At 39.2% G+C, this 13,644-nt stretch carries 12 protein-coding genes, 1 tRNA gene and 1 pseudogene; 10 read left to right on the top strand and 4 right to left on the bottom strand.

Features of this window, described 5'->3' with window-relative positions:
• Positions 1-179 precede the first annotated feature (179 nt).
• The gene (locus tag SYJ56_RS17445) at positions 180-998 is read right to left on the bottom strand and encodes a Fic family protein (RefSeq protein WP_323836305.1); all 819 of its coding nucleotides are present in this window, start codon (positions 996-998) and stop codon (positions 180-182) included.
• Positions 999-1,028: 30 nt separating this feature from the next.
• A pseudogene (locus SYJ56_RS17440) lies at positions 1,029-1,270 on the bottom strand (Fic/DOC family N-terminal domain-containing protein); the annotation flags it as partial.
• Positions 1,271-2,396: 1,126 nt separating this feature from the next.
• Between SYJ56_RS17440 and SYJ56_RS17435 the strand changes: the two are divergent.
• From SYJ56_RS17435 to SYJ56_RS17405, 7 genes are all read left to right on the top strand, one after another.
• On the top strand, positions 2,397-3,203 hold the full coding sequence (locus tag SYJ56_RS17435) for a MotA/TolQ/ExbB proton channel family protein (protein ID WP_323836301.1): 807 nt from the start codon (positions 2,397-2,399) through the stop codon (positions 3,201-3,203).
• A gap of 55 nt (positions 3,204-3,258) precedes the next feature.
• On the top strand, positions 3,259-3,588 hold the full coding sequence (locus tag SYJ56_RS17430) for a hypothetical protein (protein WP_323836299.1): 330 nt from the start codon (positions 3,259-3,261) through the stop codon (positions 3,586-3,588).
• Between the two features lies 1 nt (position 3,589).
• The gene (locus SYJ56_RS17425; protein ID WP_323836297.1) at positions 3,590-4,225 is read left to right on the top strand and encodes an ExbD/TolR family protein; all 636 of its coding nucleotides are present in this window, start codon (positions 3,590-3,592) and stop codon (positions 4,223-4,225) included.
• A 1-nt stretch (position 4,226) separates the two neighbouring features.
• A complete protein-coding gene (locus SYJ56_RS17420) occupies positions 4,227-4,691 on the top strand; it encodes an ExbD/TolR family protein (RefSeq protein WP_323836295.1) in 465 nt (154 codons plus the stop codon).
• Between the two features lie 64 nt (positions 4,692-4,755).
• Complete coding sequence (locus SYJ56_RS17415) at positions 4,756-6,069, top strand: MFS transporter (protein ID WP_323836293.1); 1,314 nt, start codon at positions 4,756-4,758, stop codon at positions 6,067-6,069.
• A 2-nt stretch (positions 6,070-6,071) separates the two neighbouring features.
• Positions 6,072-7,538 (top strand): NAD(P)H-hydrate dehydratase, encoded by a 1,467-nt coding sequence (locus tag SYJ56_RS17410; protein ID WP_323836292.1) that lies wholly within the window; start codon positions 6,072-6,074, stop codon positions 7,536-7,538.
• A 62-nt stretch (positions 7,539-7,600) separates the two neighbouring features.
• Positions 7,601-8,788, top strand: coding sequence for an MFS transporter (locus SYJ56_RS17405; protein WP_323836291.1), 1,188 nt, complete (start codon positions 7,601-7,603; stop codon positions 8,786-8,788).
• A gap of 33 nt (positions 8,789-8,821) precedes the next feature.
• Here the strand turns inward: SYJ56_RS17405 and asnS are convergent, their stop codons facing one another.
• A complete protein-coding gene (gene asnS / locus SYJ56_RS17400) occupies positions 8,822-10,273 on the bottom strand; it encodes an asparagine--tRNA ligase (protein ID WP_323836290.1) in 1,452 nt (483 codons plus the stop codon).
• 177 nt (positions 10,274-10,450) lie between these two features.
• Here asnS and rpoN point away from each other — a divergent pair, with 177 nt between their 5' ends.
• On the top strand, positions 10,451-11,905 hold the full coding sequence (gene rpoN, locus SYJ56_RS17395) for an RNA polymerase factor sigma-54 (protein ID WP_323836289.1): 1,455 nt from the start codon (positions 10,451-10,453) through the stop codon (positions 11,903-11,905).
• Between the two features lie 44 nt (positions 11,906-11,949).
• Positions 11,950-12,525, top strand: coding sequence for a PA-phosphatase (locus tag SYJ56_RS17390; protein WP_323836287.1), 576 nt, complete (start codon positions 11,950-11,952; stop codon positions 12,523-12,525).
• 53 nt (positions 12,526-12,578) lie between these two features.
• Here the strand turns inward: SYJ56_RS17390 and SYJ56_RS17385 are convergent, their stop codons facing one another.
• Complete coding sequence (locus SYJ56_RS17385) at positions 12,579-13,334, bottom strand: porin family protein (protein ID WP_323836285.1); 756 nt, start codon at positions 13,332-13,334, stop codon at positions 12,579-12,581.
• A 181-nt stretch (positions 13,335-13,515) separates the two neighbouring features.
• Here SYJ56_RS17385 and SYJ56_RS17380 point away from each other — a divergent pair.
• A tRNA-Arg gene (locus SYJ56_RS17380) sits at positions 13,516-13,589 on the top strand.
• The last annotated feature ends 55 nt before the right edge of the window (positions 13,590-13,644 follow it).

The raw sequence follows: 13,644 nt of genomic DNA, 5'->3' as shown, positions 1-13,644 counted from the left end.
CTTGTCTAGAGTAAGTCTCAAAAAACGACCGTTTTTTGAGACAACCACTGGTTACCACATTTCCGTTCAGTAAGCCATATTTATAGTCTCATAAACCCATTTACAAACCTTTTGCCTCATATAACTTGCTTTATGAGACGCAAATGATTTTGTGCATATTTCATGATACACAAGTTTTCCTATTGGTTTACGATATCAAGCAATGGTTCAAAAATGTACAGAGATGCTCTCCTGCCAGATCCCTTTTCAATACATTTGATTATCTGATTGGCTTCCATTGCGTTAAGTAACCGAGAGGCAGACGCTCTTTGCACTCCTGACTCTTCATAAAATCTTCCACTATTGAAAACTGGATGATTAAAAATAAAGTCCAAGCAATTTACAGCAAATTGAGAATGGGTTGCCTTCACTATTCGCTCCTTCATAGACTCGTAAAGCGCCACTATCTGGCGGGTTTGATCATTGTTTTTCTTTGCCTGGCTAATAATCGCTTCCAGAAAAAATCTAATCCAATTTGTCCAGCTTCCTGTATCAGTGATATCCTTCAGCGCATCATAGTAATCACGGCGATGATTCTCCAAATAGTCCGAAAGATAAAATACGGGTTCACTGATAATGTCTTTATCAAATAGGAACAGAGGAATCAGAATTCTTCCTATCCGTCCATCGCCATCCAAAAATGGATGTAGTATTTCAAATTGGGCATGGATAATTGCCAATTGTACAAGCGGATCTTTTTCTCCAAAATGGATGTACTTCTCCCAATCATCCAAGCCATGAAGCATATCCTGAACTGTGGGAGGAACAAATCTTGCGATATCCAGGGTACTTCCCGGAGGTCCTATCCAATTTTGTATTTTCCGGAATTCACCTGGAGCTTTATTCTCTCCTCGGACATCTTGCATTAGCACCGCATGCATTTCACGAATCAATCGAAGAGAGAGGGGTAGGGAGTCAAGTCTTGATTTTGCAGCAAATAAGGCTTTCCTATAATTAATAATCTCTTTAATATCTCCTTGTTTTTCTGAAGATTGAACTTTTTCAGCCTCATATTCTAACACTTCTTTAAGTGTAGCCTGTGTACCTTCTATTTTGGAAGACAGCACGCTTCCTGAGTGCGAAGAGGTGAAAGCAAGACTTCTGGATTGACGATAGACTGAAGTAATCCGTCATATCGGGCGAGCTGGCGGTTGGCAGTACTCAGTAAATCAACTATGGCTGCCCAGTCTATGTTGGTCGAAAGAAGTTCTTGAGGTTTGTAAGATTTCATTTGTATCTCATCTATGCATCACAAGATAGTGTTGTGTCTCATTTTTTCAAAAATATGACACACAAATTGTTTTGTGTATCATCCATGAGACGCTACTAAAAGCACATGTGAAAAATACTGATTCGATCATTTCTTATTTGATGATTTCAATAATTTGATTTTTTTTCATGATCAAAGCCCCAATATTCCAAATTGAGATTTAAGAATTCTCTGAGATGTTTAATATATTTTTTGATCCGAAATAGTACCCGTGTTCTGCGAAACAGCTTGCATGCTCTGTTATCTAATGGGTAAAAGGAATATTCCAATATTTGTCCTAGGGTTCCCTGATAAAAGCCTTAGCGCCTAACAAAAAAGTAAGTCAGCTTAAATTGAATAACAGATATGCAGCAAAAGCAAATTTATCTGAAAATAGCATTTCCGGATTAATCAAGTGTATTTATGTCAAGTCAAATGGTAAGAGCTTGAAGTATTTGGAAATGAAAACAGGGGTGTAGGGTTATACAATCCCTATAAGATCTTTCGAAACGATAGTAACCGATAAATAGCAGGTCAGCCAATTTCGTGATTATAAAGCATTATATTCCGTAGGGGTATGATTTTAATAAAAAAGACAAAGTGTTTAAAAGAGTCTAGAGAAGCTGTATTTGCATATTTACTTTCTAAATTCCCCTCAAAACATAAAATTGTCACTTATAATAGTTTAATCTTTGTTAATTCCTGAGGAGTCAATAGTTATTTTGTACCCAGATTTTTGCAACTTAAGAAAGTAATTTGATAGACAATGTTGAATTATGTTCCCTTATCCCAATTTGTAAAATCCAAATAATCAGGATGTTCTGATCATTTCTAAAAAAGCTGGACTCTTTGAGACATTTTTATTTTTCTTTCTGCGAAAAAATAAGAACCTTACCATCGAGTTTTGGAGATATGTGTCATTTAAAATTGTAAAAGAAATATATCCGTTCGTGTAAAAGCTTGCTTATTCCTGAGATATAAGCCTGATTTTTCACAAAATTCTAAAAGAGTCGCTTGTTTTTTGAATTTAAAAAATGATAACTTTAAAACTCGATTCTAGAGTAGAAACCATTTAACCTTTATCTTAAGTCTATTTAAAATCAACATTATGAGAAAGTTAATCGCTTTGTTCATGCTTGCAGGCATCCTATTTGCACCTATTATTGCTAACGCACAAGAGGCGGAAGATACTGTAGCACAAGAAGAACCAACCCCAGCTGCTGTTGAGCCTGCTGCATCTCCCACAATCGTAGATGATGAAATCGTCGAAGAGGAGCAAAGTTTCCACCAAGTTGTAAAGGAGAAATTCATCGAAGGTGATCCACTTTACATGACCCCGGTTTTGATCTGTTTGATCTTGGGTCTAGCGGTTGCTTTAGAAAGAATCATCACCTTGAACCTTTCTACGACCAACACAAAGAAATTGTTGATTAAAGTTGAGGATGCTCTTGAGTCAGGTGGAGTAGAAGCGGCAAAGGATGTTACTAAAAACACCAAAGGCCCAGTAGCTTCCATCTTTACACAAGGTCTGATGAGATACTCAGAAGGTATCGAAATGGTAGAGAAGTCTATTATTTCTTACGGTTCGGTAGAAATGGGTAGATTGGAAAAAGGTCTAATTTGGATCTCTCTATTTATCTCTCTAGCTCCGATGTTGGGTTTCATGGGTACAGTAATCGGTATGATCGGTGCATTTGATTCTATCGAAGCAGCTGGTGATATCTCTCCTTCTCTCGTAGCAGGTGGTATCAAAATCGCCCTTTTGACTACAGTTGCTGGTTTGATTGTTGCAATTATCCTTCAGTTATTCTACAACTATTGTATAGCAAAAATTGATTCTTTGGTTAATGATATGGAAGATGCTTCCATTGCTTTGGTTGACATTTTGGTTAAGCACAAATTGACTGGTAAGTAAGCCATCAATCTGTAGAAGCTTTATATAAACGTTAACCTCAAAGAAAAACTACATTATGGATACTTATGACATCTTATTATACGGAAGTTACATCCTAATCGCATTTGGTGCTGTAGTGGCTATTTTAATGCCATTAATCAAGTCTTTGGATAATCCAAAGAGCTTGCTTAAAACTGCAGTAGGAATTGTTGCTATAGTTGTATTGTTCTTCATTGCTTATTCGATTTCTAGCAATGAAGTTCTTCCTAAATTTCAAGCATCTCCTTTTAACTTGACCCCTGGGGGATCTCAGTTGGTAGGAGGAATGCTTATCACCACTTATGTTCTTGCAATCGTTGCTCTAGGAAGTATCGTATTGACAGAAGTTACTAAAGCGATAAAGTAATATGGCCAGAAAGAAAAATAGAATGAGTACGGAGGTCAATGCAGGCTCTATGGCAGATATTGCTTTCCTGCTGCTGATCTTCTTTCTCGTCACCACCACGATCGCATCGGATAAAGGTATCTTGAATATTCTTCCCCCGAAGCTAGATCCAAACAATCCTCCTCCAGAGATCGACCTGAATGAGCGTAACATCTTCACTATACTTCTTAATGCCAATGATCAGTTATTGGTTGAAGGAGAATTTAGAAATAATGCTGAGGGCCTAGATGAAGAAGTAAAGGCTTTTATACTGAACTTCGGAGCGCCAGACGAGGAAGCATCTGCCTTGTATAATTCGCTACCAGCTTCAGTGAAAGCTCTAGCTGGGAGAAATCCAGAGTCTTCTGATAATCCAGGTAAAGCGGTTGTGTCTATTAAGACTGACCGTGGTACCAGTTATGAGAAATATCTTGAAGTATTTGATTTGGCCAAGAAAGCATATTTTGATATATATGCTGCCCGGGTTAATCTTGGCACAGACGAGTATAGAGCTTTGACTGGTAAAAATGATGCTGAAGTTAGTCTTCAAGACAGAGGTAAAGAAGGTATTCCTATGGCGATATCTATAGCAGAACCTAATAAGATAGGAGGAAATTAATATGGCAAAGTTTGGAAAGAAAACAAAAGCAGAGGTAAGCATACCTACGTCGGCTTTACCGGATATTATTTTCATGCTACTCTTTTTCTTCATGGTAACTACTGTGTTGAGAGAGCAAGAGATATTGGTGGAACAGAAGATTCCTCAGGCCACGCAGCTTCAGAAGCTTCAGAAAAAGACACTCATATCTTATATTTTCATAGGAAAGCCTAAGAATACAGCTCTTTACGGTACTGAGCCTAGGGTGCAGGCAAATGATGCGCTTATTATGACTCCAGATATTATTCAGTGGGTAAACCAAGAAAGAGATTTACTTCCTGAGTCTGATCGTGGAATGATTACTATCTCGATGAAAGCTGATAGGGATGTGAAAATGGGTCCAATCTCCGATGTTCAGACTGAGTTGAGAGAAGCAGATGCAAGAAGAATTCTATATGCCTCAATTGGAAAAGTTCAACAAGATTAAATTATTCTAATCGATATATTAAAGCTATCCCGTTATCCGGGGTAGCTTTTTTTTTATAGTACATATGCTATCATCTCTGAAAAATACCAAGAAAGTTCAAAATGCCTGGGCAATGTATGACTGGGCAAACTCCGTCTATAGTCTGGTTATTACATCTACTATTTTTCCTGTTTATTTCAATAGTGTCACTAAAGGACTTAATCCTGATGATAGGGTTGACTTTTTTGGATTTGAAATCGTCAACACGGTTTTATATTCATATTCCATTTCTTTTTCATTTTTGATAATTGCATTGATATCACCAATCCTTTCAGGAATTGCCGATGCAAGTGGAATGAAGCTCCAGTTTATGAAGTTCTTTGCATACCTAGGTTCATTATCCTGTATCGCTTTATTCTTTTTCGACGGCAATAATCTTGAATGGGGTATTTGTTTCAGTGTGCTAGCTAGTGTAGGGTATGCTGGAAGTATAGTTTTTTATAACGCCTATCTGCCTGAGATCACTACTCCGGATAAGTATGATATGCTAAGTGCTAAAGGGTTTGCACTCGGATATATTGGTAGTGTGATTCTCTTAGTACTTAACTTGCTAATGATTCAGTTTCCATCTTATTTTATGCTACCTGATGATGGATTGGCTGCGCGATTTTCTTTCTTGATTACAGGACTTTGGTGGGCTGGATTTTCCCAGATTCCTTTTCGGATTCTTCCCAAAAATCCTTTTGGAAAAGATATAAAAAAGGAATTTTTATTACAGGGCTACCGTGAAATTCGGAAAGTGTGGAATGAAGTGAAGCAGATTAAGGTAATGAATCGTTTCTTAACGTCTTTCTTTTTTTACTCTATGGGTGTTCAGACGGTGATGTATTTGGCGGCTACTTTCGGGGATAAAGAGCTTGGTTTACCTGGAGATCAGTTGATTATGACTATTTTGATTATTCAGATAGTAGCAATTGCAGGTAGCTATTTTTTCGCATTTATTTCAAAGAAATATGGGAATAAGCAAAGTCTGGTGATTATGGTGCTGATTTGGGTTGGGATCTGTGCTGGAGCATACTATGTCTATACGGTTTATGAGTTCTTTGCTTTAGCATTTGTTGTGGGTTTGGTGATGGGAGGAATACAATCTTTGTCCAGATCTACTTTCTCCAAATTGATCCCTAGGAGCACTACAGATCATGCATCCTATTTTAGCTTCTATGATGTGACAGAAAAGTTAGCTATTGTTCTTGGGACATTCTCGTATGGGTTTATCGAGCAAATCACCGGTAGTATGAGGAATTCTGCGCTTTCCCTTGGCATATTTTTTCTTGTTGGCTTAGGTTTCCTACTTTTAGTAACTATCCCGAAAAAGGGTTTAGATATTGAAAGTGCGTAGCCATGCAAAAGATTTTATCAGGAAGTCAAGTCAAAGAGTTGGATTTCCAACATCTGAAGTTAAGTGGACAAAGTAGTCATGAATTGATGGAAGCTGCTTCCACAGCTTTTGTCGAATGGTTTCGTGAGGTGTTTTCCATTGACACTAGTATTCAAATCGCTGTTGGCAAAGGAAACAATGGAGGTGATGGTCTGGCGATAGCCAGACTTTTGTCTACTCATTCTTTTTCAGTTTCTATACTGAAGTGTTTTGATTCCATTGATGGAATGAGTTCAGATGCAGTAATGAATTTAGAAATGCTCCCTGAGTCAATTCAAATCATCGAATTTCACGATTGGGATTTGACGGGAAATGGAGTATTAATTGATGCGTTTCTAGGTGTCGGATTAAAAGGACAGCTTAGACCGGATGCCACTAAAATCATCCAAAAGCTGAATGGATCTCAAGGAACAATAGTAAGCATAGATGTTCCATCTGGTCTGCCTTCTGATGAAATCACGAAAGAGCAGGCTGTGAATGCTGATTTTACGATCAGTTTTGAATTTCCTAAGCTCTCGCTGGTGATGCCAGAGCATGCCGAATTTGTCGGGGAGTTAGTCGTATTGAAAATCGGTTTATTTGAACTGGCGTACGATAAGTTTGATTCATCATTTTACTATATCCAAGCACAAGATATACCTCCATTACACAGGGTTTTCAATAGATTTAGCTATAAAGGCGATATGGGTAAAGTGCTTCTCATAGGCGGAAGTCCGGGGAAAATGGGAGCACTTATTCTTTGTGCGACAAGTGCCTTGAGAACAGGGTCGGGATTGGTGACCTGCCATATTGAAGATTCTGAGCGATTCATTATTCAAATAGCCGTTCCTGAGGCGATGGCTTCCTGGGGGTTAATTCCTAACCCTGAGTTTTACGATGCCGTGGGTATAGGGCCAGGATGGGGCACAGAGAATCGTACCCAATTATTTAGACAGTTTTTAAAAGATTTTAGTAAACCGGTCGTAGTTGATGCTGATGGGCTAAATCTGCTGGCAAGGAATCCCGATCTATTGTCTCTGCTGCCAAAAAATTCTGTTCTTACACCTCATATTGGTGAATTTACGAGGTTAGTAGGTCCTGCTGAAAACCATTTGGAAAGATTGGGATTGGCCAAAAGATTTGCGGTTGAAAATGAGTTGATTTTGGTGCTTAAAGGCGCAAATACAGTTACCAGCTTGCCAGATGGAAGACAGGTTATTAATTCTTCAGGAAACAAGTATATGGCGACTGGAGGATCTGGGGATGTGCTTACAGGTATGATCACTGCTTATCTGGGAATGGGCTACCTCCCTGAAAATGCTGCGCTTTGTGCTGTGTACCATCATGGATTGGCAGGGGAAGTTGCCTCTAAATCGAAACGAAGATCTATGGTAGCAGGGGATATTATAGAAGCTATTTCTGAAACATATATTCAATTAAATATTTCCTGATTCTTCGCTTCTAAACAAACTTTTTAAAAGCTGCTGAGGTTCTTCGCATATCTATTTTTATTATGAACAAAGAGAAGCTCCTACTTTGGACCTTAGCGGCCATTAATTTTATCCATATTGTTGATTTCATGATTTTGATGCCCTTAGGCCCACAGCTTATGCGGCTATTTGATATTTCCCCTCGTGAATTTGGACTTTTGGTATCTTGCTATACATTCAGTGCCGGAATTTCCAGTTTCTTTGGAGCTTTCGTCCTAGATAGATTTGATCGTAAGAAAATATTGGTTTGGGTGTACGTGGGATTTGCCATTGCTACTTTAGGATGTGCACTTTCTCCTACCTACTCAGTTCTGTTAGCGGCCAGAGTGATATCCGGTATTTTCGGGGGATTAACTTCTGCCTTGATCTTGGCGATCATTGGTGATGTAATTCCTGATTCTCGAAGGGGGAGAGCCATGGGATTAGTAATGGCCGCATTTTCAGTCGCGTCAGTTCTGGGAGTTCCACTTGGGTTATTTCTGGCAAGTTTGTCGGATTGGCATACCCCATTTTTTATTCTTACAGGCTTATCTGTCTTGAGCCTGGGAATGATTATCAAGTATATTCCCAACATCACTGAGCATCTCAAAAATGATATAGTACGGCCAAATCCTCTGGTAGTGATTCGAAGGGTGACCAGTAATTCTAATCAAATGCGGGCAATTACACTATCCGTGATGATGATGTTTGGTCAGTTTATGATAATTCCCTTTTTGAGCCCTTATACGGTGGCGAATGTGGGCTTTACTGAACTCCAGCTCACTTACATTTATATGGCAGGTGGAGCATTTACCATTTTCACATCTCCATGGGTGGGGAAGCTTTCAGATAAGTATGGGAAGCATAAGATCTTTATCATTTTTATGCTTCTTAACCTGATTCCAATAGCTATCATTACTCACCTTGGAGTGACTCCCATTCCATTTGTATTGATGGTTTCTACTATGTTTTTTGTGACTTCAAATGGTAGATATGTGCCAGCTGCCGCGATTATCACGGGTACGGCAAAGCCGGAAAATAGAGGGAGCTTTCTTAGCTTTAACTCGGCAGTGCAGCAATTGGCCACTGGTGCTGCATCATTACTTGCGGGGATAATAATCGGGGAGAATGCTGCGGGAGAATTGACCAATTATGATGTGGTTGGATATATTGCTATTGCCACCAGTTTATTATGCATTCCGCTAGCCAGAAGGATAAAAGTGGTGAGTTAAAAAAAGCCCGACATTTCTATCGGGCTTAATAAGTTAAAATTCAGCGTTTCCGGGAGTTCGTGGGAAGGCAATTACATCCCTGATATTTCCCATTCCGGTGACGAACAATACCATTCGCTCAAAGCCCAGCCCGAAGCCAGCATGTGGTGTAGATCCGAATCTTCTGGTATCCAAGTACCACCACATTTCATCCTGTGGTATATTCATCTCCTCCATTCTTTTAGTCAGCATATCCATTCGCTCTTCACGTTGAGAACCTCCGACTATTTCACCTATACCTGGAAAAAGAATGTCCATAGCAGCCACAGTCTTTCCGTCATCATTTTGGCGCATGTAGAATGACTTGATATCTTTTGGATAGTCAGTCAGAATTACTGGCTTCTTGAAGTGCTTTTCTACCAAGAAACGCTCGTGCTCTGACTGCAAATCTGCACCCCAGGCATCGATTAGGTAAGAGAATTTCTTTTTCTTGTTCGGATTAGAGTTTCTTAGGATTTCAATTGCTTCAGTGTAAGTGATTCTTACAAAGTCATTGTCTACCACAAATCTCAGCTTATCCATCAAGCTCATTTCGCTGCGTTGATCGGCAGGCTTTGCTTTTTCTTCATCCTGCAATCTTGAATCTAGGAATGCCAGATCTTCAGCGCAATTGTCAAGTGCATATTGGATTACATATTTCAGGAAATCTTCTGCCAGATCAGCATTGTCTTCCGCATCGTAGAAGGCCATTTCAGGCTCTATCATCCAGAATTCCGCCAGGTGGCGGGTAGTGTTTGAATTCTCTGCACGGAAAGTAGGGCCGAAGGTATAGATATCCGCAAGCGCCATTGCAGCCAATTCACCTTCCAATTGGCCGGAAACTGTGAGGTTTGTTTCCCTTTCGAAGAAATCCTGGTTGTAATCAATCGCTCCCTCGCTTGTCTTTGGAGGGTTTTTCAGATCAAGAGTAGTTACTCTGAAAGTCTCTCCAGCTCCTTCTGCATCTGAAGCAGTGATGATAGGCGTATGGATATAGAAAAAGCCTTTGTCGTTATAGTATTTATGAACAGCAAAAGCCAAGGCATGCCTCACTCTGAAAACTGCGCTGAATGTATTGGTACGCATTCTGAGATGGGCATTTTCCCGAAGGAATTCCATGGAATGCTTCTTGGGCTGCAGCGGGTATTTTTCAGGGTCTGCTTCTCCTAGTACTTCTATTGCAGTAGCATTTAACTCAGAGCTTTGTCCAGCTCCTTGTGACTCGACTACATTTCCAATCACTTTAAGACAAGCGCCAGTTGTGCATTTTTTAAGAACATCCTCGGAAATTAAATTGGGATCAGCCACCACTTGGTAATTGGTAATGATGGAGCCGTCATTCAGTGCAATAAATGAAACATTTTTGTTTCCTCTCTTTGTACGAACCCAGCCCATTAGTGTCACTTCTTTTCCAATAGGATTTGTATCCAGGATGGTCTTGATTTTGACTCGTTTATTAAATGCCATTTGGTGATTTGTTAATGCAGGAATTAGTTTCCTGCGAATAATTTAAAGGAATGCAAAAAAACGATTAAATAAGCTTTTTATCAAAAAATTGCTCGTTTTTCCTAACTTTGGCACGTGGGCTTTTTCTTGTGAAAAGGCCTTTTTTGAACCCAAACAGCAGGTTTTACCCAATACTGAATGCAAAAGTTAAATCTTAGCCAATCACTTTCCCAGAAGCTTTCACCTCAGCAAATACAATTTATCAAGTTGCTACAGGTCCCGACAGCCGAATTAGACACTCGAATCGAAGAAGAACTCGAGATTAATCCTGCGCTGGAAGAAGGCAAAACGGAAGAAAAAGAAAGTGCGGATGACGACTTTGAGGATAATTACGAAGAAGAGTCACCGCAGGATGATCGTGATGTAAACATCGATGACTACTTAGATGATGAATATGGTGGTTACAAAATGCAAGGTGACGGCAATTATAATGCTGATGAAGAAGATAGGGAAATCCCTATTTCCAGCCAATCTTCCTTGCATGACCAACTGGTCTCTCAATTGAGTTTTCTTAAACTTGACGACAGGGAAAAGATCATTGGAGAGCAATTGATCGGCAGTATCGAGAATGATGGATATATCCGTAGGGATTTGGAATCGATTATCAATGATTTGGCTTTTAGTCAAAACATTGAAACAGATATTGACGAGTTAGAGGAGATATTAAGAAAGATCCAAAATTTTGATCCAGCAGGGATAGCCTCTAGAAATCTTCAAGAATGTCTTACAATCCAACTTGAACGCAAGGAACATCCAGATGATCCTACAGTTATGAATGCTCTGCGGATAATGCAAGACTGTTTTGACGAATTCACCAAAAAGCATTACTCTAAGATTCAGAAGCGGTGTGATCTCAACGATGAACAAACTAAGGATGCTGTTAATTTGATTACTAAGCTCAATCCAAAGCCAGGAGGAGTAGCTGATGGCTTGGTTCGGACGCAATATATTATTCCGGATTTTATGCTGACAAATACGGCAGGCAAGTTTGAAATCAGTTTAAATTCTAAGAATGCGCCTGAGTTGAGGATTTCAAGATCTTATTCTGAGATGTTTGATGCGTATGATAAGAGTGATAAAAAAGATAAGAAGCTGAAGGAGACTGTCACTTTTGTAAAGCAAAAGCTGGATGCTGCCAAGTGGTTTATTGACGCCATTAAGCAGCGGCAGAACACGCTTTTAAGGACTATGGAGGCAATTCTTCAGTATCAAAAGGAGTTTTTCATAGATGGGGATGAGACCAATCTTCGCCCAATGATTTTGAAGGACATTGCAGAGCGAATTGATATGGATATCTCAACAGTATCCCGGGTGGCAAACAGTAAAGCAATTCAGACTGAATTTGGTGTTTATCCATTGAAATACTTTTTTTCTGAAGGGATAGCTACAGATAGTGGAGAGGATGTAAGTAATCGGGAGGTGAAATCTGTGTTGCAAGGCATGGTAGATGCGGAGGACAAAAAGAAGCCGCTCTCTGACGATAAACTCGTCAAAATGCTAAATAGCAAAGGATATAATATTGCTCGAAGGACAGTGGCTAAATATCGTGAGCAGCTACAAATCCCTGTTGCCAGATTAAGAAAAGAATTGTAGTGCGGAGGATTTTTTCGTTAATTATTTCAGTTGTTCTACAGCCTTTGGTAATCCCAAGTTTAGTCTTTGGATTAATATTATTTATTGTACCAGAGGCGACCAGTATTCCAGAGGAATTCAAAAGCCGAATATTTTACCTAATCGTATTGTCTACTTTGGCTATTCCTATGGTAACTATATTTGGCTTGCGATTAAGTGGGACACTTAAAAGTATGCACATGGCCAATCTGAAGGACAGAGCTATTCCTTTTTCAGTGACAAGCATATATTATTTACTTACAGTATATTTTTTATTTCAAAAGAAAGAGCTAGATCCAATTCTAGGGCAAGTGCTTGGGATAATTACCTTGGCTATTGTGGGACTGACTATAGTTACTTTTTTTTGGAAAATGTCAGCTCATATGACAGGAATGGGTGGTTTGATTGCGGCAGTACTCGTTCTAGGGTTCAAATTCCCTACATTTCAGCCTGTCTATCCACTGTTGGCGTCTCTTGTTTTAGCTGGACTGGTCGGGACGGTAAGGTTGTTCTTAGAAGCCCATAAGCCCATTGAGATTTATGTCGGTCTACTCTTTGGATTTATCCTCTGCTTGATAGGCTTTGGCTCGGTTTGGGCATAAAAAAAAACCGGGATCAAGCCCGGTTTTTTTAACCTCGCTAAGAAAATATTTTCCTAGAAAACATTTACAGCAATTCCAAAATTGATTTGCGTAGCTTCGGTACCATTGGGACCCATACCTTTTTGAAAGACTTGGTTTAACCCGAAGTAGCTCCAAGCATAAAATCCTGGAGATCCAGCTTTAACAGATATGCCATATCTGAATTTTTCAAAGCCGTAGTTCTGGGAATCTTTGATTTGTCTTTTGAGGTCATTTGAATCCTCATATTTTATTTTTGTGTGAGATTCATATAAATATCCAAATTTACCTCCAACACTCACTTTAAAACCTTTGGAGTAATTCTGCTTATTAAAGTGGTAAGTGAAATCCAGTGGAACATCAAAGTAATTTGCAGCTACTACGTTCTTCTTAATATTTATATTGTCCCCAAGTACCTCAGTGATGTCTTCCAATTTGCTGGATTCTGGACCAAGTACCGGATTGTTGTACAGTGTCTGATCGTCTTTGAATGCATATTTGTCAGTTCCTACGCCTATACCGATATCCATGGTGAATCCTGATGCATCACCAAAGATGGAAACGGGATATTGGTAATAAACATTGAATGTGCGTGAGGCAAAGAAATTGAGGCTCAGGTCTTCTGATCTGTTATTAAGTTGATTAAACCCAAATTCAAACTTTAGATCACTTGGGATATTCGGTCTTCCTCCAATTGGAGTCTTTGTTTTTTTTGCGATTTGCAGGCTGTCCTGAGCGAATGCTCCTTGAATCAAAACAAATGCGAGCAGGAAGGTGTATATTTTTTTCATCAAATTGGTTTACTTAAAATGCACTCAATGCGGGCAAAAATAGGAAATCCCAGAGGATTTACCCCTTTTTTGATCTTAATTATTCTTAAGGAGAAACGTGGCGTGGAAAAGAAAATTATAAAATTCTTGAGCAGGTGTATTTGGATAAAATCTATTTTTGGATACCTTTGCATTCCAAATCGGCTTCGTAGCTCAACTGAATAGAGCACCTGATTACGGCTCAGGAGGTTTCAAGTTTGAATCTTGACGAGGTCACAAAGCTCAACTTTTCAGTTGGGCTTTTTCTTTTTAGTTTAATCAGTATCATTCT

Origin of the sequence: Algoriphagus aurantiacus, from assembly GCF_035156405.1 — a bacterium.
GTDB lineage: Bacteria > Bacteroidota > Bacteroidia > Cytophagales > Cyclobacteriaceae > Algoriphagus > Algoriphagus aurantiacus.
This window is presented reverse-complemented; position numbering and strand designations above follow the sequence as displayed.